Raw genomic sequence first — 20181 nt, forward strand, 5'->3', positions numbered from 1 at the left:
GAACACGATGCCTGCCACGACCGTGGAAACGCCCGCGGCGGCCCGGCTTCGGGACGTACACCTGGCCTTCGGCTCCCGGGAGGTCGTCCGCGGGGTCGACCTCGACCTCGTACCTGGCCGGGTCACCGCCCTGGTGGGCGAGTCGGGCAGCGGCAAGTCGCTGACGTCGCTGGCCCTGATGGGGCTGCTGCCCCCGGGCGCGCGGGTGAGCGCGGGGACGGTCGAGATCGAGGGCCGGGACACCGCCGGGTTCACCGACGCGCAGTGGCGGCAACTGCGGGGCGCGAAGGTCGCGATGGTCTTCCAGGACCCGATGGCGGCGCTGAACCCGTCGTTCACCGTGGGCTGGCAGATCGCCGAGACGCTGCGCCGCCGGGGCACCGGCCGCCGCGCGGCCCGGGAGCGGGCGGTGGAGCTGATGCGGACCGTCGGCATCCCCGACGCGGAGGCCAGGTACGGCGCGTACCCGCACGAGTTCTCTGGCGGCATGCGGCAGCGGGCGGTCATCGCCATGGCCCTCACCCTGGACCCGGCGGTGCTGCTGGCCGACGAGCCGACGACGGCGCTGGACGTGACCGTGCAGGCGCAGATCCTGCGGCTGCTCGCCGGGCGGCAGACGGAGGCGGGGATGGCGATGCTGCTGGTCTCGCACGACCTGGGCGTGGTGGCCCGCGTCGCGCAGGACGTGGCGGTGATGTACGCGGGCCGGATCGTGGAGGCGGGCGCGCTGGACGACGTCTACACGGCACCGGCGCACCCGTACACGCGCGGCCTGCTGGACGCGGTCCCGGACCCGGCGCGGCCGGGGCGGCTGGTGCCGATCGAGGGCCAGCCGCCGGCCCCGGGGGTGCTGCCCGCGGGGTGCGCGTTCGCGCCGAGGTGCGGGTACGCCACGGAGGTGTGCCGGACGGCGGACCCGGCGCTGACGGCGGTGGGGCAGGGCCACGAGTCGGCCTGCCACCACAGCGGGAAGGTCCTGGCCGGGGCGGGGAACGTGGAGGCGGCGTCATGAGCACGGGCAAGCAGACGGGGGACGCGCTGCTGGACATCCGGGAACTGCACGCGGGTTACACGGTCCCGGGCCGCTCGGGCCTGGGCCGCCGCCGCGTCGACGCGGTCGCGGGCGTCGATCTGGCGGTACGCCCGGGCCGTACGGTCTGCATCGTCGGCGAGTCGGGCTGCGGCAAGTCGACGCTGGCCCGCGCGGTGGTGGGCCTCCTCCAGCCCTTCGCGGGTTCGGTCTCCTTCGCGGGCCTGGACCTGGCGACGGCGGGCCGCCGCGAGCGGCGGCGGGTGGCGAACGACCTCCAGATGGTCTTCCAGGACCCGTACACGTCGCTGAACCCGAGGATGCGGGTGGCGGAGATCGTGGCGGAGGGCTGGCACATCCACAGGGAGATGGCACCGGCGGACGAGGGGACGGCGGTGGAAAGCCTCCTGACCCAGGTGGGACTGGACGCTTCGTACGCGACCCGCCGCCTGCACGAGCTGTCCGGCGGCCAGTGCCAGCGGGTGAGCATCGCGCGGGCGCTGGCGCTGCGGCCGAAGCTGATCGTCTGCGACGAGGCGGTGTCGGCGCTGGACGTGTCCGTACGCGCCCAGATCCTGAACCTGCTCGCGGATCTGCAGCGGGAGCTGGGGATCGCGTACCTCTTCATCTCCCACGACCTGGACGTGGTCCGGCACATCGCGGACGAGGTGGCGGTGATGTACCTGGGCACGATCGTGGAACACGGCACGGCGGCCCAGGTCTTCGAGTCCCCGCAGCACCCGTACACCCAGGCCCTCCTGGCCGCGGCCCCCTCGGTCCACGACCGCCCGGGCACCACCACGACCCTCCCCCTCAACGGCGAGGTCCCCTCGCCGGCCGACCCCCCGTCCGGCTGCCGCTTCCACACCCGCTGCCCCCTGGCAACGGACCTGTGCAGAACGGACCCCCCGGACCTCCGCGCACGAGGCACAGCCCCCCACCCGTCAGCCTGCCACTACGCGGGCGAACCCGCGGCCGAGCCCGCCGCCCGCTGAGGGGGCCGGGGGCCGGTGAGCAGGCAGCTCCCCCGGGGGCTGCCTGCTCCGTTCCGGGGTGGCCGCGTCAGTCGATCTCGTCGCAGACGTCGGTCAGTTTCCTCGTGCCTTCCTTCCACGTCACCGTGCGGTAGTCGGCCGCGGTGATCTCCAGGGTGTAGACGCCGTCGACCAGGTACTCGCCGCGGGGCAGGTTGCCCTGGTTCTCCTTGAAGCCGATCAGGACCGGGCCCGTGGCGTAGTAGACGTGGCCGCCGTCCGGGGCGTAGCGGACGATCGAGCGGCCGCCGGCGTCCGCGTCGTAGCTCGCGCCCGTGTCCAGGTTGGTGACGCGGACGATGAGGGCGCCCTTGTACAGCTCGGTCTTCGGGGAGCCGTCGGGGTAGGTGGCGACGGTCTTGACCATGGTCTCGTCGAGGAGGGGTTCGGTGCGGAAGGGGAAGTCGCAGCGTTCGCCCGCGGGGTAGTTCACCGGGGGGTACTCGACCGGGCGCCAGCCCCCGTCGTCGCTCTCCCCGACCGCGGCAGTCGCCGCCGGGGCGGCCAGGGTGGCGGTCAGGCAGAGCGCTGCGGCGGTGGCTGCTGCGTAACGGCGCATGGGTACCGGCTCCTTCGGGTCGGGGCGCGTGCTCGTCCTCCGAGCCTGGTCCCGCCGGCTCACCATCCGCTCACCACAACCGGCGTACGCTGCCCTCGTGTTGGAGTTCCGCCTGCTCGGGCCCTTCGAGGCGGTACGCGACGGCGCCCCCGTCTCGCTGAGCCGGCGGCGCCAGGAGCGGCTGCTGCTCGCGGTGCTGCTGCTCGCCCCGGGGCGGGCGGTTGCCGCCGGGCGGCTGGCGGAGCTGCTGTGGGACGGGGGTGGCGCGCGGGGCACGCTGCACACCTACGTCAGCCGGCTGCGGGTGGCCCTCCGGCCGTACGGGGTGCGGATCGTGACCCGCGGCGACGGGTACGCCGCCGAGCCGGGCGGCTGGCGGACCGATGCCGCCGAGTTCGCCGAACGGGCCAGGGCCGCCGCCGTGCTGCGCGACCCCGCGGAGCGGCTGCGCCGTACCGAGGAGGCGCTGGCCCTGTGGCGCGGGGAACTCCTCGACGGGCTCGCGGACGGCGAACTCCGCGCCCGCCTCGGCGCGGAGCTGACCGAGCTACGGCTCGGCGCCCTGGAGCAGCGCGCCGAGGACCGGCTGCACACCGGCCGCGACGGGGCGCGCGACGGCAGCGGCCCCCTCGCCGCGGAACTCCGGCCCCTGGTCGCCCGCCACCCTCTGCGCGAACGGCTCGTCGCCGCCCTGATGACCGCCCTCTACCGCGCCGGCCGCCAGGCCGAAGCCCTCGACGTCTACCGCACCACCCGCCTCGCCCTCGCCGCCGAGCTGGGCGTCGCACCCGGCCCCGCCCTCCGCGACGTCCACGCGAAGGTGCTCAGCGCCGACCCCGCGCTCGACCAGCCGCCGCTGCCCGCGTACGCCGTCCAGGTCCGTGACGTACGCCTGCCGCTGCACACCAGCGGCCAGCCCGCCCTGGAGTTCTGCAACACCTGGGCCGGCTGGGACGGCGCCCGCGCGGCCGGGGCGGAGTGGCTGACCGGCTACCGGGCGCTCGCCGTGTGGTCCTGCCACCTCGGGCTGCTGGAGGACTGGCTGGTCACCCAGCTCCTCAAGCAGGCGGAACAGCAGCCCGCCGCCGCGCTGGAGGCGCTGGCGGAGGCCCGCGAGCTGCGTACCGCGATGCACGACTGCTTCGTCGACCCGGCCGACCGGCGGGCCTTCAAGCAGGTCGCGCGTACGGCGGAAGCCGCCGCCCGGGTCGCGGAGTTCCACCTCGACGAGGACGGCCTGGGCCGCTGGCGGCTGCCCGCCTCGACGGGCCTGCGGCTGCCGGTGCTGGCGGTCGCCCGCAGCGCCGCCGACCTGCTCGCCGACCCGCAGCGCTGCACCGTGACGGCGTGCCCGTCACCGGACTGCGGCTGGCTCTTCCTCGACGCCCCGGGCCGCCGCCGCTGGTGCTCCCTGGGCACGTGCGCGGCCCGGGAGGGCGCGGGGTGCCTCGGCTGAGGGCGGGTGCCGCCTCTCCGGGCCGCGGGCCCCGTGCCGCCGACCGGCCGGGCCGCGTACGGGAATCGGCATCGCCGGGGCGGGCGGTTCCGGGAGGGATCCGGGGCGTTGTACCTCCCTGGCGCCCGGCCCGGCACGGTATGTTCCCATACGGAGCGGCTGTCACCCGGGGCCCATGTGGCGCCGGAGCCGCTCGGACTGCACCGTCTCACCACCAAGGGATCGGGAATGATCACGCTTACGAAGGATGACGAACCGGCGGACCTGGCCGGGGTTACCCACCTGTCGATAGGGGTCTCGTGGGACCCCACGGTCGGGAGCAGCGGCGGCCTCATGGGCAAGCTGCGCCAGACCAAGGGCACCGACCTCGACCTGATCGCCATCGCCATGGCGGGATCCGACCCGGTCCGGCTCGCCGGTCTCGACTCGCTGGACCCCATGGGCAACGGCGCGATCGTGCACAGCGGCGACAACCAGACCGGCAAGGGCGACGGCGACGACGAGACGGTCACCGTCGAGTTCTCCCGGATCCCGAACCAGATCACGGCCATCGTCTTCGTCGCCGCCGCCTACAAGAAGGGCAGCAGCTTCCAGAAGGCCCGCAACATCAGCTTCAAGGTGTACGACGCCTCCGGCGGCAGCACCCAGCAGGTCGCCGACATCTGGCCCAGCCTGCTCTCCGCCGACAACGGCTGCGCCGTCGCCAAGGCCACCCGGTCCGGCGACTCCTGGCGGCTGCAGGTGATCAACGAGAACGGCAAGATCAAGCAGGGCAACGAGCACTCGCTCATGCGCTTCGCCGCGGGCAAGTAGCAGTCAGGAAGCGTTCGCCCGGGACGCCGCCCCCCTGGGCGGACGCTACCGCCCCCTGCCGCCGGTGCCGCAGAGCGCGCGGTCCACGAGTTCGCCGGCGACCCGCTCCTGCCGGAGCATGCTGTCGTGCGAGTCCCCCAGCGCGGTGGACATCGAGACGGTGACGGCCCGACGGCCGTCGCCGGTGGCGCCGTTCACGGTGATGTAGCCGGCTTCGCCGCCGCCGTGGCCCCAGTAGCTGCCGCCGCAGGACAGCGGGCGCTCGACGAGGCCGAGGCCGTAGCGCCCGCCCGGCCAGAACTCCGCCAGCTCCTCGCTGACCGGGACGGTCTCCCGCATCTCGGCCAGCCGCGCCGGCGGCAGCAACTCGCCCCCGAGCAGCGCCCGGAGGAAGCGGTTGACGTCCGCGGTGGTGGAGACGTAGCCGCCGGGGTCGGGGACGAGGACCTTCGTGACGTCCACGCGCTCGCCGGACGGGAACACCTGGTACGCGCGGGCGTGCGGGCTGCGCGGGGCGGGCGTGCCGCCGGGCAGGTAGGTGCGGTCCATCCCGAGCGGTGCCAGGACCCGGGCCCCGACCTCCTCGTGCCACGGGCGGCCCGTGACCTTCTCGATGATCAGGTCGAGCAGTACGTAGCCGGTGTTGGAGTAGCCCCACCCGGTGCCCGGCGCGAAGTCCGGGCGGTGCTTCATCGCGCGGGCGACGACCTGCCGGGGGGTGTAGGTGTCGTACCGGTGCTCGTAGTACTCCCGCGGGGTGGCGAAGCCGGGGAGGTCGTCGTGGAGGCCGGCGGTGTGCCGGAGGAGGTGGCGGACGGTGATCAGGCGGCCGTCGTTGCCGTTGCCGGTCACCAGCCCCGGCAGCCAGCGGTCGACCGTGTCGTCGAGCGCCAGCCGGCCTTCGTCGGCCAGTTGCAGGACCACGGTGGCGACGAGGGCCTTGCCGGTGCTGGCCATCCGGAAGTAGCCGTTGCGGGGCACCGGCCGGTGCGTACCGACGTCGGCGACGCCGCTGGTGGCGACCAGGCTCCGGCCAGGTCCGGCGGTCGAGGATCCGGCGGTCACGCGGGCCTGGACGCCGGTGATGCCCAGGGCCCGGAGGGCGTCGGTGTCGCGGCGCAGGTCGTCGCGGCCGTAGCCGCCGCCGGCCGGACCGCGTGCACCGTCGCGTACGCCTTCGTGCGCGTCGGCGGGCAGTTGCACGGCGACGGCCGCGCAGGCGGCGACGAGGACGGCGGCAGCAGTCGGCCACCGGCCGCGGATGCGGCGGCGCCGGGGTGTCGTCTTCTGACGGGTGGATTCCATGTCCGCACGGTAGGAAGGCGGCGCGGCGCCGGTCGCTACCCCGGACTGCCGGAGGAAAGGTACAGCTAGCTGTAGTGCCCGCGAGGGCACCCGGTATCTACGGTGACCCGTGTGCGGTCTTCCACGCTCCTCCCGTACGCCGGCGGGCGAACACCCCGCGCGCCCGCCCTCCTCCGCGCGGTCCGCGCGCGCTGCACGGCCGCCTGGCGCGCGGCCCGCTACCTGCTGCACACCCTCGCCACCGCCGTGGCGACCGTCGCCGCGGCGCCGCTGCTCTGCGTTCCGTCGCGTACGCAGCGCTGGGCGGAGCGGCACCGACGGCGGGCCGGGGCGCTGCTGGGGCGGCCCGTCGAGCCGCACCCCCGCGCCGCCGTCCGCAACCTGAGGTGGCTCGTGATCCAGGCCGGTACGGGCCTGCCGGCGGGCGGCGTCGCCCTGCTCCTCCTGGGCACACTGCTCCTGACCCCCGCGATCACGTTGCTGTGGTGGGCCTTTCCCTCGCCGCCGTGGCTGCCCCTGATGAGCGTGCACCTCACCGACTGGGGCACCGCGGTGCCGCACGGCCTGCTGAACGTCGCGGGCCTGGCGGCCCTGGCCGCCGCCGTCCTCCCGCCGCTCGCCCGCGCGCACGCCCGCTGCTGCCTCGCGGTCCTGGCGCCCTCGCCCGCGGAGCACCTGGTCGAGCGTGTCACGGAGCTGACCCGGACCCGTACGGACGTACTCCAGGCGCACAGCGCGGAACTCCGCCGCATCGAACGGGACCTGCACGACGGCACCCAGGCGCGGCTCGTGGCCATCGCGGTGCGGCTCGCCGTGGCGGGGGAGCGCTTCGCGGCCGACCCCGCCGGGGCCGCCGTGCTGGTGCGGCAGGCGCATGCCGAGACCGAGGACGCGATGACCGAGCTGCGCTCCGTCATCCGCACCATCTACCCGCCGGTGCTGGCCGACCAGGGGCTGCCCGGCGCGCTCAGGACGCTGGCCACCAGGTCCTGCGTACCCACCCGCGTCGACGTCGGCCCGCTCGGCGAGGTCCCGGCGGCCGTCGAGGCGGTCGCGTACTTCGCCGTCACCGAGGCGCTGGCGAACGTCGCCCGGCACAGCGGTGCCTCCCGCGCGTCGGTGCGCGTCACGCGCGAGGGCCCGCTGCTGCGTACGGTGATCGCCGACGACGGGACCGGCGGCGCGGACGCCGCCCGCGGCTCGGGCCTCGACGGCATGCGCCGCCGGGCCGCCGCCCTGGACGGCTCCCTGGGGATCAGCAGCCCGCCGGGCGGGCCGACCGTCGTCACCGTGGAGCTGCCGTGCGCGTAGTGATCGCCGAGGACAACGTCCTGCTCTCGTCCGGGCTGGAACTCCTCCTCGGCTCCCAGGGCTTCGAGGTGGCCGCCGTCGCGGCCGACGCGCGCGGCTTCCTCGCCGCCGTCGCCACCCACCGCCCGGACGTCACCATCGTGGACGTACGCCTGCCCCCGACCTTCCGCGACGAGGGCATCCGGGCCGCGGTACGCGCCCGCCGCGACCACCCCGCGCTGCCCGTCCTGGTCCTGTCGCAGTACGTGGAGCAGGACTACGCGGGCCGCCTCCTCGCCGACACCCGCGGCGGCATCGGCTACCTGCTCAAGGACCGCGTCAGCCGCGTCGCGGAGTTCACCGACGCGCTGCGCCGGGTGGCCGGCGGCGGCACGGCCATGGACCCGGAGGTCATCGCCCAGCTCCTCGCCGCGCGCGGCGACCCCGTCGACGCGCTCACGGCACGGGAGCGCGAAGTCCTCGCGCTCATGGCCGAGGGCCACGACAACGCGACCATCGCCCGGCGGCTCGTCATCACGGACAACGCCGTGCACAAGCACATCGGCAACGTCTTCCTCAAACTCGGCCTGGCCCCCGGCGACAGCGGCCACCGCCGCGTCCGCGCCGTCCTGGCCCACCTGCGCAGGCAACGGGCCCTGGACGGGGAGCGGCCCACGCCCGAAACGTGACCGCACGGATCGTCGGGTACGGCCTCCACCGGGTCCGCGACGGAAAGCTCCTCCACGTGTCCGCCGTCCACGACGCCGCAACCCGCCGGAGGCAACTCGGGACCCGGCCCACCCGGACGCCCCCCGGGTGGTCCTCCCGGGGGTCGCCGGTGCCGGCCGCCCGGCCGCGGCGGGCGGGGGCGGGTTACTCCTCTTACTCCTCTTCGTCCTCGAAGGCGTCGCCGATTTCGTCGACGACCTCCGCGGCGACCATCCCGCCCACGACGCCTGCCGCGAGGCCGCCGGCCGCCGCCACGGCGACGGTGCCCATTCCCGGGCCGCGGCGGCCGTGGTCCTCCTCGTGGTGGTGGCCCCCGTGGCCGTACGAGCCCGGCGGGGCGCCGCGGTGCTCCGCCAACTGCCTGATCCAGGCGTCCACCTCGGCGGTCCAGTCGACCTGCGCGACGTCGTGGTGGCCGACCGTGAAGCGGGCGAGCGCGTCGTGGCCTGCGGAGAACAGCCCGCCGCGCTTGTCGGCTTCGAGGACGACCTCCATGCCGCCCGGCGAGGCGAGGAAGGTGACCTCGACCTCCTGCATCGCGTGGGCGAACTGCGGGCCGGGGGCCAGCTCGATCTCCTGGTAGAAGGGGAGCTGCTGGCCGGTGCCGGGGATGTGGCCGAGTTCGAGGTCGGCGGCGGTGAAGGCGAAGCCGAGTTGTCCGAAAGCCTCCAGGACCGCTTCCTGGACCGGCAGCGGGCGGACCGCCAGCGGGTCCAGGTCGCCGGCGTCCCTGGCGCCGGCGACGGCCAGTTCCGTCCGTACGCCCAGCGGCAGCCCGAGGGACTGGCCGTGCAACTCCGTGATCGGGGTCTCCCACGGCAGGACCAGGGAGAACGGCACTTCGTGGTCCTCCTCCTCGCCGAGGCGGAAGGCGCCGCCGACGGGGAAGCGGCCGAAGGACACCGTTCCCTCGTGCTCGACGTCGTCGCCTTCGGCCTCGACGCGCGCGACGAGCTCCAGGGTGATCTGCTCGATGTCGGCCGCGGCGCTGCCGCCGCGCAGCAGCACCCGGCCGCCCAGGGTGCCGCCGGGCAGCACCGCGCCGCCTTCCAGGACCGTGTCCACGCTGGGCGCGCCCACGCCGATCGCGCCGAGCAGTCGCTTGAACACCATGCGGTGTCGTCTCCTTCGTCGTCTGTCCGAATGAGGTGGCGGGCGAGGGGATCGCCGCTCGGATTTACTATCCCTTTACTCTGGTGTCCGCGACATCGGCATTCGGCCAGATCCACTCGATCCGACGACCCGCGCCGAGCGGGGCGACGTACGGCCGGCGACGAACTACGAAGGAGCAGCGGTCCCCCCATGGGCGAACCTCCCGAACAGGCCCACTTCCATCCCCACGTGTCCGCGGCCGGACCCGTCCCGGGCGGTGACCGGTGAGCGCCTGGTTCGCCCTCGCCGCGGTGGTCGTGCTCACTCTCGGCACGGGGTACTTCGTGGCGCAGGAGTTCGCCTACGTCGCCGCCGACCGGCTGGCGCTGACCCGGGAGGCCGAGGCCGGCGACAAGCGCGCCGTCCGGGCCGTCGCGGTGCTGGGGCGGCTGTCGTTCATGCTGTCCGGCGCCCAACTGGGCATCACCGTCACCGGCCTCGTCGTCGGCTTCCTCGCCGAACCCGCCATGTCCGAGCTGCTGGAACCGGTGCTGAACGGTCTCGGCGTACCCGGCGGGGCCGTGTCCGGGATCTCGGTGGCCCTGGCATTCGTGCTGGCCACCGTGCTGCAGATGGTCATCGGGGAGCTGGCACCGAAGAACCTCGCCCTCGCGGTCCCCAACCGGCTCGCCAAGGCGCTGGGCGCCTCCACGCTGGCGTATCTGAAGGTGGCGCAGCCGGTGGTACGGATCTTCGACGGCGCCGCGAACCGGCTGCTGCGCCGCGTCGGCATCGAGCCCGTCGAGGAGTTGCACCACGGCGCGTCCCTGGAGGAGCTGAGCCATCTGATCGGCGAGTCCCACGAGCACGGGCACCTGCCGCGCGAGCACGCCGAGCTGCTGGACCACGCGCTGGGCTTCTCCGAGCGCACGCTGGCCGAGGCGATGGTGCCGGCCGCCGACGTGGCGTACGTGGCGGCCGGCGAGCCGGCGCGCGAGGCGGTCCGGCTGATCGCCGGCCGCGGGCACTCCGCGTACCCCGTCATCGGGGACCACCGCGACGACGTGGTCGGCGTCCTCGGCGTCGAGGAGCTGATGGCGCTGCCGGCCGGGGGCCTCGACCGTACGACGGCAGGGCAGGCCGCCCGCCGCCCGCTGCTGCTGCCGGAGACCCTGCCGCTGCCGGACGCGGTGGCCCGCATGCAGGAGCGGCAGGAGGAGTTCGCCGTGGTGCTCGACGAGCACGGAGGTCTGGCCGGGATCGCCACCTTCGAGGACATCGCGGAGGAACTCGTGGGGGAGATCGTGGACGAGTCCGACGACCGCACCCCCGTCGCCGTCGCGGACGGCACCGGCTGGCTGGTCGAGGCGGGCCGCCGGCTGGACGAGATCGAGCAGGCGACGGGCGTCCCGCTGCCCGGGGAGGCGGACTACGACACGGCCGCCGGGCTGATCGTCGACCGCCTCGGGCGCTTTCCCGACGTCGGCGAACGCCTCACCGTGGAGCTGCCGGACGGCGGCACGGCCGAGTTGGAGGTGCTGGCGCTGGAACGGCACGTGCCCGAGCGCGTACGGCTGGAACACCGTCCCGCGGCCCCCGCCGCCGGAGAGGCGAAGGGGGCGGACGCATGAGCCTGCCCGTCGCCCTCCTCGTGACCGTGCTGCTGCTGATCGGCAGCGGGTTCTTCGTCGCCGCCGAGTTCGCGCTCGTGGCCGCCAGGCGGCACCGGGTGGAGCAGGCCGTCGCCGACGGGCGGCGCGGGGCCAGGTCCGCGCTCGCCGGGATGCGCGAGCTGTCGCTGATGCTGGCCGGCGCCCAACTCGGCATCACCGTCTGCACCCTCGGCCTCGGCTCGATCTCCAAGCCCGCTATCTCCCACGCCGTCGACCCGCTGCTGGAGGACCTGGGCCTGCCCGGCGGGCTGAGCTACGGCATCGCCTTCGCGCTCGCGATGGTCATCGTGGTGTTCCTGCACATGGTCCTGGGCGAGATGGCGCCCAAGTCCTGGGCCATCGCCCACCCCGAGACCTCCGCCATGCTCCTCGCCCCGGCGTTCCGCGGGGTCGTGATGGTCGTACGGCCGCCGCTCTGGGTGCTCAACAAGGTCAGCAACGGGCTGGTGCGGCTCTGCCGCGTCACACCGCGCGAGGAGCTGACCTCCGTCCACAACCGGGAGCAACTCACCCACCTGGTCGCCGAGTCCGAACGCCTCGGCCTCATCGACTCCGCCGACTCCAGGCTCCTCACCCGCTCGCTGACCGAGCCGGACACCCTCGTCGGTGACCTCCAGACACCGGCGGAGCGGATCGTGTACGTGGACGGGGGCGCCGGCCCGGAGGAGATCCTGGCGGCGGCGAGCGCGGCGGGGCGCACCCGGCTGCTGGTACGCGACGACGCCGGCGGGGTCCTGGGCGTCGTACACGCCCGCGCCGCCCTCGTGGCGAGGGACGGCGACGGGGGCCGCGAGCGGGACCGCGACCGGGACCGCGACCGGGACCGCGACCGCGGCGTCACCGCCGCGGAGCTGGCGCGTCCCGTACCCGAAGTCGCCGCCTCCGACACCGCCGCCACCGCGCTGACCCGCATGCGCCGCCACCGCGCGCCCCTCGCCCTCGTCCGCACCGGGACCGGCGGCGGCGAGCTGATCGGGCTGATCACCCTCGACGACATCCTCGCCCGGCTGCTACTCGCCCAACCGGCGTGAGCGCCGGGCCGGATGTGTGTCGCGATATAGCGCTAGTCTGAGGGTCGCGCTGATGTCCGCGTCGCGCGCAGCTTCGGGGGATCAGGACGAAAAGGACGGAACGGGACGGAAGTATGCCGGGAGAGATCTCGCCCACCGGGAAGCCCTCAGAACCCGGCTCGCCGGGGTCGTCTGGTTCGCAGCCCGAACTGCGCGCCTCGCACGCCGACCGGGACCGGGTGGTGGACGTGCTGCGGATCGCCGCGGGGGAGGGCCTGCTGACCGCGGACGAGCTGGACCAGCGCGTGGAGGCCGCCCTGTCGGCCCGTACCCGCAGCGAACTGGCCGTGCTCACCGCCGATCTGCCGCCCGTCTCCGCCGGTGCCGTGGCCGCCGGGGCCGAGGTGAAGGACCTGGTCAGGATCGAGCAGATCCACAGCGGCGCGATCGAGCGGGTGGGGCGCTGGGTGGTGCCGCGCAGGCTGGAACTCGCGGTGACGTACTGCGAGGTGACCCTCGACTTCACCGACGCGGTGATCACGCAGGACACCCTGCGGATCGACGTGGCCATGATGGGGAAGAACCTCACGCTGGTCACGGGGCCCGGCATCGTGGTCGACACCGACGGCCTGCAGTTGGTGCACAGCAAGGTCGTGTTCCGCCGGCCGCCCGCGGATCCCGGGGTGCCGGTCAGGCTGCGCGTGGAGCTGTACGGGCAGAAGGCCCACGGCCGCGTGGTGGTCCGGCCCCGGCGGCGGACCTTCGGGCAGTGGCTGTTGCGCAGGTAGTGCTTCCGTGAGCCGGGGTTTGCGCTCCGGCAACCGGCGTAACGGCGGCGGGGTCCTTCGCCCGGTGCTCCCTAACCTGACCTCCCGGCGCGAGCCTTCGCGCCCGACGGACAGAGAAAGCGAGCCCCCCGGTGAAACTCCCGATGCAGTGCACGGCCTGGCTCACCGCGGCGGCCGCGCTCCTGGCGATGGCCGGCACCGCCCCGGCCGGCGCGGACGACGCGTGGCGGAAGGCCGGCGCCGACGCGCACGGCGGCGTGAGCGGCGCCGCGTACGAGGGCCGTACGGGAGCCGGGGTGGACGTGCTGGTCGTACACGACAACAAGCGGTCCGGGCAGCGGCGTTTGTCCCGGATCACCTACGGCGAGGACTCCGCGGCCGTCACCCCCCTCACCTGGGACGGAGCGGAACCCTCCGACCTGGAGGCCATCGAGGTCATCCCCGGCGCGCCGGGGGAGTACGTGGCGCTCGCCAGCCGCGGCATCGTCTACCGCCTGAAGGTCACCGGCTCCACGGCGGCGGTCGTCGACTACGCGCCCCTGCCGGCCATCGGCGAGGGCGACGACTACGAGAGCTTCGCGCTCGTCGCCCAGAACGGCAGGCTCGCCGCCCTCTGGGCCGACCGCGGCGCCGGCGCGAGCCGTCCCGCCACCGTCCGCGCGGCACCCCTGACCTTCGCCTCCTGGGGCCAGCCGCAGTTCGGCACGGTGATCCGCCGGGAGTACCGGGCGACGTACCCGGCCGACGACGGCACCCGCCACATCTCCGACCTCTCGGTGACCGACTCCGGCCGCCTCCTGGCGAGTTCGGCGGCGGACGCCGGCGACGACGGCCCGTTCGACTCCGCGGTGAGCGACGCGGGCCGCGTCACGGTCTCGCCCGCCGGCCGCGTACGGCTCACGCTTGCGGCGTCCCCGGCCGTGCTGGACACGTACCCGGGCTACAAGATCGAGGCCGTCGAATGCCTCCCCGGCACCGCGGACGCGTTCCTGGGCACGGACGACGAGAACCACGGCGGCTACGTACGGACGACCCCGCTCTGCGCGGTCTGACGCAAGGCGCGGGCGGAGGGGCTACGAACCCGGCCCTTCCGCCGGCTCTTCGTGCGGAAGCCGCCCGGCCGTGGGGCCGCTGTGGATGATGCGGCCCGCTTCCAGGACGTGGGCGGTCTCGGTGTAGCGGGTGACCAGGTGGTGTTCGTGGGAGACCACGATCAGGGTCATGCCGTGTTCCGTGCGCAGGCGGGTGAGGAGATCCATGATCTCGGTGGTGGTGTCGGCGTCGAGGGCGGAGGTGATCTCGTCGCAGAGCAGGATGTCCGGGTTCGCGGCGAGGGCGCGCGCTATGGAGACGCGCTGGCGCTGGCCGCCGGAGAGTTCGCCCGGGTAGCGGTCCGCGTACGCGGCGGGGAGGTCGACCTGGGCGAGGAGTTCGGCCACGCGGTCGGGGCGGGCCGCCTTGGGCAGGTCCGGGTGGAGGCGCAGGGGGCGGGTCAGTTGCCTGCCGACGGTATGGCGGGGGTTGAGTGCGGCCAGGGGGTTCTGCGGGACGAGCTGGATGCGTCGTCGCTGTTCCCGGGTGCGGCTCTGGGCGCGGGCGGCCAGGGGGTGGCCGTCGAGGGTGAGGCGGCCGGTGTGGGTGGGGTGGAGTCCGGCGAGGACGCGCAGGAGGGTGGTCTTGCCGGACCCGGACGGGCCGATGACCGCGGTCGCGGAACCGGGGGCCGCGGCGCACGCGACGCCGGTCAGGACGGGATGCCGCCGGCGGCCGTTGCGGAAGAACGCGTCGATCGACTCGGCGGCGATCCCCTCGCCCGCGCCGGCGCCCTTCCCGGCGTACGCGGTCGTGGTCGTGGTCGTGGTCGTGGACTTCGGCGTCGCGGCGGCCGTCGGCCTCGTCGTGAGGCGGATGGTGCGGTCCGCGCAGGCTTCCGCCAGGTGCGGGTCGTGGGTGGCGACGACGACGGCGAGGTCGCGGCCGGCGGCGAGGTCGCGGAGCAGGTGCGCGAGGTCGTCGCGGACCGCCGCGTCGAGTCCGGCAGTCGGCTCGTCGAGGAGCAGGATCCTGGGCGTACGGGCCAGGGCGCGGGCGAGCGCGACGCGTCGTTGCTGGCCGCCGGAGAGGGCGGTGGGCCTGCGGTCGGCGATCCCGCTGTCGACGGGCAGCCGGCATTCGGCCAGTACGCCGAGGACGTTCGCGGCCGACGGGTCGGTGGCGAGTTCGGCGACCAGGCGGCGTGCGGTCATGCGGGGGTTGAGGGCGGAGCCGGGGTCCTGGCCGACGTAGGCGACCGTGGTGCGGCGCAGCGCGCGCAGTTCGGCGGCGGGCAGGTGGTGCGGGGTGCGGCCGAGGACGTCGAGTTCGCCGTCGACGACGGTGCCGGGGGGCAGGTGGCCGACGAGCGCGCGCAGCAGGGTGGTCTTGCCGCAGCCGGAGGCGCCCATGAGCGCCGTGACCTGCCCCGCGCGGATCTCGGCGCTGGTCGCGGGCAGGAGTACGGGCCCCTCCGGCAGGCGGATCGCCAGGCCGGTGGCGGTGATGACCGGGGGCCGCGGCTCGTCTTCCGGGGCGAGGGCCGGGGGCGGGGCGGGGGCGAGTTCGCTCACGGGCGGGTCACCGCTTTCGCCGGGGTGTCGGGGGCCAGCGAGACCGTGACCAGGTTGACGGTGATGGCCAGCAGGGCGATGGCCAGGCTGGGGGCGATGACGGCCCAGGGGTTGAGGAGGATGCCCGAGGCGTTCTCGCGGACCATCAGCGACCAGTCGGACGCGGGCGGCTGCGGGCCGATCTGGAGGAATCCGGCCATGGAGATGACGTAGACGGCTTCGACGAACCGGAGCCCGAAGAGGGTGAGGACGGTCGCGCGGAGGTTGGGCAGGATCTCGCGAAGGGCGACGTAGCCGGTGGACTCGCCGCGGGCCAGGGCCGCTTCGACGTAGCCGGCCGTGGCGAGGGGGGAGGCGGCCGCGGCGACGACCCGGATCGCGTACGGCGTGCCGAGGACGATGGCGGCGACGATCACGGCCCGGCGCCCGCCGCCCGGCCAGGCGAGGGCGATGAGCATGATGCCCAGCAGCGGCGGCAGGAGGATCGCGATGTCCGCGGTGCGCTCGATGACGCGGCCGAGCCGGGGCCGGAGCACGGCGGCGCAGCCGACCAGCGCGGCGGTCAGGGTGGTGACGACGGCGACGACGAGGGCGCTGACGACGAGGAGGGTGCCGCCGTGCAGTACGCGGCTGAGGACGTCACGGCCGAGTTGGTCGCCGCCGAGCGGGGCGCCGTCCCCGGCGGTGGCGAACGGCGCGGTGACGGGGGTGTCGACGGTGTGGGGTGCGATCAGCGGTCCGGCGAGCGCGAGCAGCAGCGGCAGGGCCGCAACGGCCGCGAGCACGAGGGTTCTCGTCCGCGGGCGCCGGCGCGTCCGGCGCCCGCGGGGTGGCCGGCCCGCGGCCACGGGCACGGTGGCGGTCATGCGCGGGCTCCCAGGGTGGCGTCGCGGATGAGATCGGCGGCCAGCAGGACGAGGCTGATGACGGCACCGGCGCAGATGACGACCCCGGCGATCAGCGGGGTGTCGCGGGCGGCGACCGCGCCGGCCAGGACGGCGCCGATACCGGGGTAGTTGAACAGGGTCTCGACGACGACCGCGCCGCCGAACAGCAGGCCGGTGGAGGTGGCGATGCCGGTGGCGATGGCCGGGACCGCGCCGGGGAGCTGGTGGCGCAGCATCACCTTGTGCGGTGGCAGGCCGTCGAGGTGCGCGGCTTCCACGTGCGGGGTGGCGGCCTGGTCGGCGAGGGCGCCGCGTACGACGCGGGTGTTCCAGCCGGTCTGGGGGATGGCCAGGGCGAGGACCGGCATGATCAGCATCGTCCAGGTGGTGGGCCGGCCGTCGCCGCCCGTCACCGTGACCGCGGGCAGCCAGCCCGTCCACAGGGACAGGACGAGCAGCAGGGCCGCGGAGATCACGAACTCCGGCACCGCGAACGCCGCGGTCGAGGTGTGGGTGACGAGGCGGTCGGCCAGGCGGTGCGGGCGGGTGGCGGCCCAGCAGCCGAGCAGCAGGGACAGCACCACGGTGAGCACGAGGGCGGACACCGCGAGGATGAGGGTGTTGGGCAGCGGGTCGGCGAGCAGTTCGGTGACCTCCTGCCCGCGGGCGGAGGTGCCGAGGTCGCCGGTGGGCAGCGCCGTCATCCAGTCGGCGAACCGTTCCCACAACGGCCGGTCCAGGCCCAGCAGGTGGCGCCGCTCGGCGAGGTCGGCCGCGCTCTCGCCGCGCTCGGCCGCGGCGCTGGCCGCGTCCCCCGGCAGCAGCTCGACGGCCGCGAACACCAGCGCGAGCAGGACGACCAGCATCAGCACCCGGCGCCCGACCGTGCCCGCGACGCGTGCGGCCACACCCCACGCGGTGGTGCCGGCCCGACGTGGGGCGGTGGCCGCCCCCGCGCCGGGTGCGGCCACCGGGCCGGTCCCGGCCGGCCGGCTCAACTCAGCCACACGCCTTCGAGCTGGACGCGGCCATAGCCGGCGAGCTTGGGCAGGTCCTGCACCTTCGCCGCGGCCAGGTCGATGCCGTCGGCCATGCCCCACAGCAGGTAGCCGGAGCGCTCGTGCTCGATCTGCTGGAGTTCCGTCAGCGCCGTCGCGCGCCGCTTCGGCTCGTCGGTGCTGATGGCTTCGCGGTAGGCGGCGTCGAACCCGGCGTCCTGCCAGCCGGCTTCGTTCTGTCCCGCCTCGCTGACCATGGTCTTGGAGGCGTAGAAGACGACGGAGTCGTTGGTGCCCCAGTAGGTCGTGTAGAAGTCGCCGGCCTTCCAGGTCTTCTCCCAGAACGCGCCGGACTCCTGCTTGACCACCTCGATCTTGATGCCCGCGTCGCCCGCCTGGTTGGCGAAGAGGGTCGCGGAGTCGGCCAGTCCGGCGATGTCCTCGGTGGTGACCAGTTCGTACGTCCTGGAGAAATCGAAGTCCGCGTCCCGCAGCAACTGCTTGGCCTTCGCCACGTCGCGCTCGCGCTGCGGTATGTCCCCGGCGTAGTCGGGGTCGCCGGTGCCCATGATGTCGTTGGCGACCGTGCCGTAGCCGGACAGGACCTGCTTGACCATCGCCTCGCGGTCCACGACCAGGCGCATCGCCTCACGTACCCGCTCGTCGGCGAAGGGACTGCCCTCGGCGGTGCGCATCACGATCGGCATCGCCATGTCGTCCGGGCGGCGCAGCACCTGGATGTCCTCGCGGGCTTCCGCGGTACGGGCGGCCACCGCACCGGCGTTGGAGGCGAGGTCGATCTGCCCGCCGATGAGGGCGTTCGCCATCGCCTGCGGGGTCTCGAACATCGTGACCTCGATGGCGTCGAGGTGCACGGCCGGGCCGTACCAGTCGTCGTTGCGGACGAGGCGGGCGTTGCCGTTGCGGTACCAGTCCAGCTTGAACGGGCCGGTGCCGGGCGCCTTCTCGATCGCCGAGTCCTCCGTGTCCTTCTTCAGTACGAAGGACGCGAAGCGGGTCATGAGCGGGAAGTCGGCGTTGGCGTAGTCGGAGACGACCACGACCGTGCCGGTGCCCTCGGCGCTGATGTTCTTTGCCTGGATTCCGGGCAGGCGGGCCGCGCCGGAGGGGGTGTTGCGCAGTCGTTTCAGCGACCACACCACGTCCTCGGCGGTCACCGGGCTGCCGTCGTGGAACTTCGCACCCTCGGCGATCGTGAACTTCCACGTCTTGAGGTCCGCGGACGATTCCCACGAGGCGGACAGCCGCGGGGCGGTGTTGGTCTTGGCACCGGGGATCGTGAGGGTGTCGAAGACCAGGGCGATGACGAGGTAGTCGCTCTCGTTGGTCTGGGTGCCGTGCGGGTCACGGGTGATCGCGCTCGCGTGCCCGAGCGCGCCCACGCGCAGCGTGCCGCCCGGGCGCGGCTTCCCGTCCGCGCCGGCGGACCCGGCGTTCCGCGAGTCGTCGCTTCCGCCGCTGCAGGCCGCGAGGAACCCGGCCGCTCCGATGCCGGAGCCGGCCCACAGCAACTGCCGTCTGGTGACGCCCACGTCTTGTCCTCGTCTCAGATGCACCCGGATTTTCTTAGGGTTACCTAACCGAAGTCGGCCAGACTTCGCAAGGTGTCCTGCCCCACTCCCCGGCCCCCCGCCGCTCCCCGGCCGCGGCTCGACTTGCCTGCTCAGCCGCCTCGTTGACGGGACGACGGAACCATCCGGGGCGGCCCGCGGGCGCGATCACGCAAGGTAGTCAATCGCGCCGGTTAGGGTTGCCTCACCTTAGCAGCGTTGTTACGTTCCAGGTGCCCGGCGGCGCCCCGGGCCGGGCAGTGACCGACCCGCTTCGCGCTCTTTCCACCATGCGAGCCGATACGGCGACGGCGCACGCCCGCGCCCCGATTCGCCCCCTGGAAGGTGCCACCGTGTCCACCTGTCCTGCCCCGGTACGTCCCCTCGACGCCACCGCGGCGGCCGAACTGACCACCGCCGCCGCCCGGCTCACGGCCGCCCACGGCTCCGTCGCCTCGCCCGCACTCCTCGCCGCCCTCCCCGGGGCATGCGCCCGCCTCGGGGACGAAGTCCGTCACGGCTTACGGCCCGTGGACACCGCGGACGGGCTGTTCGTCCTGCGCGGACTCCCCCTCGACGACGCCGGGGCCGGGCCCACCCCCGGCCACTGGTCGGACGCCGGCGGCAACGGCGCGCTGTGGGACGCCGTCCTGCTGCTCGTCGCCTCGCTGATGGGCACCCCGATCGCCTGGGACGGACAGCAGGGCGGCCGGTTCGTCCACGACATCGTGCCCGCGCCCGGACACGAGAGCGAGCAGACGGGGGCCTCCAGCTCCGTGCTGCTGGCTCCGCACACCGAGGACGCCTTCCACCCCGGCCGCGCGCACCTGCTCCTGCTGTGCTGCTTACGCAACCACGACGCCGTCGCCACCACCGCGGCCAGCATCCGCCGCACCGCCCTCGCCCCCGCCGACGTGACGCGGCTCCGGCGGCCCGTCGTGCCGATCCTCCCCGACGACGCCTACGAGGAGGCCCGGCGCTACGCCGGTACCCCCGCGCCCGTACCGACGCTCTTCGCCACCCCCGAGGGACCGACCCTGCGCTACGACCCCGCCTACACCCCGCTCGACGCGGCCGACGGCCCCTGGCGCGCGGCGTACCGGCGGCTGGGCGACGAACTCGCCCGGGTCTCCGTCGCGGTCAGCCTGGAGCCCGGCGACGTCCTGGTCGTGGACAACGACGTCGTCGCCCACGGCCGCGTCCCGTTCCGGGCCCGCTACGACGGCACCGACCGCTGGCTCAAGCGCGCCTCCGTCCGCGTCCCCGGGCGGCGCACCCGCCCGGCCGCGGAGGCGGCCGAGCACGGGTACGGCCAGGCCGCCCGGCCGGCGTTCGGCTGA

18 protein-coding genes are annotated in these 20181 nt (G+C 74.4%); 11 read left to right on the forward strand and 7 right to left on the reverse strand.

Annotated elements, in window-relative coordinates:
* Positions 1-7: 7 nt before the first annotated feature.
* Both ACFYVJ_RS15350 and ACFYVJ_RS15355 read left to right on the forward strand, forming a co-directional pair.
* Positions 8-1012: an ABC transporter ATP-binding protein gene (locus ACFYVJ_RS15350; protein ID WP_388891108.1), complete on the forward strand. Its 1005-nt coding sequence runs from the start codon at positions 8-10 to the stop codon at positions 1010-1012.
* Positions 1009-2025 (forward strand): ABC transporter ATP-binding protein, encoded by a 1017-nt coding sequence (locus tag ACFYVJ_RS15355; protein WP_388891110.1) that lies wholly within the window; start codon positions 1009-1011, stop codon positions 2023-2025. Before ACFYVJ_RS15350 ends, ACFYVJ_RS15355 begins: the two co-directional genes overlap by 4 nt.
* 67 nt (positions 2026-2092) lie before the next feature.
* On the opposite strand, the gene ACFYVJ_RS15360 is transcribed toward ACFYVJ_RS15355, so the two are convergent.
* Positions 2093-2623, reverse strand: a complete 531-nt coding sequence (locus tag ACFYVJ_RS15360; protein WP_388891113.1) for a hypothetical protein — start codon at positions 2621-2623, stop codon at positions 2093-2095.
* A 100-nt stretch (positions 2624-2723) separates the two neighbouring features.
* Here ACFYVJ_RS15360 and ACFYVJ_RS15365 point away from each other — a divergent pair, with 100 nt between their 5' ends.
* Together ACFYVJ_RS15365 and ACFYVJ_RS15370 are read left to right on the forward strand one after the other, a co-directional pair.
* Positions 2724-4079 (forward strand): BTAD domain-containing putative transcriptional regulator, encoded by a 1356-nt coding sequence (locus ACFYVJ_RS15365; protein WP_388891364.1) that lies wholly within the window; start codon positions 2724-2726, stop codon positions 4077-4079.
* A 228-nt stretch (positions 4080-4307) separates the two neighbouring features.
* Entirely contained in the window at positions 4308-4892 is a 585-nt protein-coding gene (locus tag ACFYVJ_RS15370; protein WP_388891116.1) for a TerD family protein, read from the forward strand.
* Between the two features lie 45 nt (positions 4893-4937).
* Here ACFYVJ_RS15370 and ACFYVJ_RS15375 read toward each other — a convergent pair whose 3' ends face one another.
* Entirely contained in the window at positions 4938-6197 is a 1260-nt protein-coding gene (locus ACFYVJ_RS15375; RefSeq protein WP_388891118.1) for a serine hydrolase domain-containing protein, read from the reverse strand.
* A 111-nt stretch (positions 6198-6308) separates the two neighbouring features.
* On the opposite strand from ACFYVJ_RS15375, the gene ACFYVJ_RS15380 reads away from it, so the two are divergent.
* Together ACFYVJ_RS15380 and ACFYVJ_RS15385 are read left to right on the forward strand one after the other, a co-directional pair.
* Positions 6309-7508: a sensor histidine kinase gene (locus tag ACFYVJ_RS15380; protein WP_388891121.1), complete on the forward strand. Its 1200-nt coding sequence runs from the start codon at positions 6309-6311 to the stop codon at positions 7506-7508.
* Entirely contained in the window at positions 7499-8176 is a 678-nt protein-coding gene (locus ACFYVJ_RS15385; RefSeq protein ID WP_388891123.1) for a response regulator, read from the forward strand. The genes ACFYVJ_RS15380 and ACFYVJ_RS15385 overlap by 10 nt, the downstream gene beginning before the upstream one ends.
* Positions 8177-8369: 193 nt before the next feature.
* Here ACFYVJ_RS15385 and ACFYVJ_RS15390 read toward each other — a convergent pair whose 3' ends face one another.
* Entirely contained in the window at positions 8370-9329 is a 960-nt protein-coding gene (locus tag ACFYVJ_RS15390) for a sporulation protein (RefSeq protein WP_388891126.1), read from the reverse strand.
* A 263-nt stretch (positions 9330-9592) separates the two neighbouring features.
* On the opposite strand from ACFYVJ_RS15390, the gene ACFYVJ_RS15395 reads away from it, so the two are divergent.
* The 4 genes from ACFYVJ_RS15395 to ACFYVJ_RS15410 all read left to right on the forward strand — a co-directional run bounded on the left by ACFYVJ_RS15395 (position 9593) and on the right by ACFYVJ_RS15410 (position 13831).
* Complete coding sequence (locus ACFYVJ_RS15395) at positions 9593-10939, forward strand: hemolysin family protein (RefSeq protein WP_388891129.1); 1347 nt, start codon at positions 9593-9595, stop codon at positions 10937-10939.
* Positions 10936-12012, forward strand: coding sequence for a hemolysin family protein (locus ACFYVJ_RS15400; RefSeq protein ID WP_388891131.1), 1077 nt, complete (start codon positions 10936-10938; stop codon positions 12010-12012). Before ACFYVJ_RS15395 ends, ACFYVJ_RS15400 begins: the two co-directional genes overlap by 4 nt.
* Positions 12013-12125: 113 nt before the next feature.
* Positions 12126-12779: a DUF1707 domain-containing protein gene (locus ACFYVJ_RS15405; protein ID WP_388891134.1), complete on the forward strand. Its 654-nt coding sequence runs from the start codon at positions 12126-12128 to the stop codon at positions 12777-12779.
* Between the two features lie 131 nt (positions 12780-12910).
* On the forward strand, positions 12911-13831 hold the full coding sequence (locus tag ACFYVJ_RS15410; protein ID WP_388891137.1) for a hypothetical protein: 921 nt from the start codon (positions 12911-12913) through the stop codon (positions 13829-13831).
* Positions 13832-13852: 21 nt separating this feature from the next.
* Here the strand turns inward: ACFYVJ_RS15410 and ACFYVJ_RS15415 are convergent, their stop codons facing one another.
* From ACFYVJ_RS15415 to ACFYVJ_RS15430, 4 genes are all read right to left on the reverse strand, one after another.
* Positions 13853-15385 carry an ABC transporter ATP-binding protein gene (locus ACFYVJ_RS15415; protein WP_388891140.1) on the reverse strand — a complete coding sequence of 511 codons (1533 nt, stop codon included), beginning with the start codon at positions 15383-15385 and terminating at the stop codon, positions 13853-13855.
* Positions 15382-16251 carry an ABC transporter permease gene (locus ACFYVJ_RS15420; RefSeq protein ID WP_388891142.1) on the reverse strand — a complete coding sequence of 290 codons (870 nt, stop codon included), beginning with the start codon at positions 16249-16251 and terminating at the stop codon, positions 15382-15384. Before ACFYVJ_RS15420 ends, ACFYVJ_RS15415 begins: the two co-directional genes overlap by 4 nt.
* A complete protein-coding gene (locus ACFYVJ_RS15425) occupies positions 16248-17138 on the reverse strand; it encodes an ABC transporter permease (RefSeq protein ID WP_388891367.1) in 891 nt (296 codons plus the stop codon). Before ACFYVJ_RS15425 ends, ACFYVJ_RS15420 begins: the two co-directional genes overlap by 4 nt.
* A gap of 128 nt (positions 17139-17266) precedes the next feature.
* On the reverse strand, positions 17267-18823 hold the full coding sequence (locus ACFYVJ_RS15430) for an ABC transporter substrate-binding protein (RefSeq protein ID WP_225796003.1): 1557 nt from the start codon (positions 18821-18823) through the stop codon (positions 17267-17269).
* Positions 18824-19194: 371 nt separating this feature from the next.
* Here ACFYVJ_RS15430 and ACFYVJ_RS15435 point away from each other — a divergent pair, with 371 nt between their 5' ends.
* The gene (locus ACFYVJ_RS15435) at positions 19195-20181 is read left to right on the forward strand and encodes a TauD/TfdA family dioxygenase (RefSeq protein ID WP_388891145.1); all 987 of its coding nucleotides are present in this window, start codon (positions 19195-19197) and stop codon (positions 20179-20181) included.

The organism is Streptomyces sp. NPDC004134 (genome assembly GCF_042874195.1).
GTDB lineage: Bacteria > Actinomycetota > Actinomycetes > Streptomycetales > Streptomycetaceae > Streptomyces.

What these genes read in the sequence shown, in the direction of transcription:
- ACFYVJ_RS15355 (WP_388891110.1), top strand. Translation starts at nt 1,009, where the DNA reads ATGAGCACGGGCAAGCAGACGGGGGACGCGCTGCTGGACATCCGGGAA.
- ACFYVJ_RS15400 (WP_388891131.1), top strand. Translation starts at nt 10,936, where the DNA reads ATGAGCCTGCCCGTCGCCCTCCTCGTGACCGTGCTGCTGCTGATCGGC.
- ACFYVJ_RS15390 (WP_388891126.1), bottom strand. Translation starts at nt 9,329, where the DNA reads ATGGTGTTCAAGCGACTGCTCGGCGCGATCGGCGTGGGCGCGCCCAGC.
- ACFYVJ_RS15370 (WP_388891116.1), top strand. Translation starts at nt 4,308, where the DNA reads ATGATCACGCTTACGAAGGATGACGAACCGGCGGACCTGGCCGGGGTT.
- ACFYVJ_RS15405 (WP_388891134.1), top strand. Translation starts at nt 12,126, where the DNA reads ATGCCGGGAGAGATCTCGCCCACCGGGAAGCCCTCAGAACCCGGCTCG.
- ACFYVJ_RS15375 (WP_388891118.1), bottom strand. Translation starts at nt 6,197, where the DNA reads ATGGAATCCACCCGTCAGAAGACGACACCCCGGCGCCGCCGCATCCGC.
- ACFYVJ_RS15425 (WP_388891367.1), bottom strand. Translation starts at nt 17,138, where the DNA reads ATGCTGGTCGTCCTGCTCGCGCTGGTGTTCGCGGCCGTCGAGCTGCTG.
- ACFYVJ_RS15360 (WP_388891113.1), bottom strand. Translation starts at nt 2,623, where the DNA reads ATGCGCCGTTACGCAGCAGCCACCGCCGCAGCGCTCTGCCTGACCGCC.
- ACFYVJ_RS15350 (WP_388891108.1), top strand. Translation starts at nt 8, where the DNA reads ATGCCTGCCACGACCGTGGAAACGCCCGCGGCGGCCCGGCTTCGGGAC.
- ACFYVJ_RS15420 (WP_388891142.1), bottom strand. Translation starts at nt 16,251, where the DNA reads ATGACCGCCACCGTGCCCGTGGCCGCGGGCCGGCCACCCCGCGGGCGC.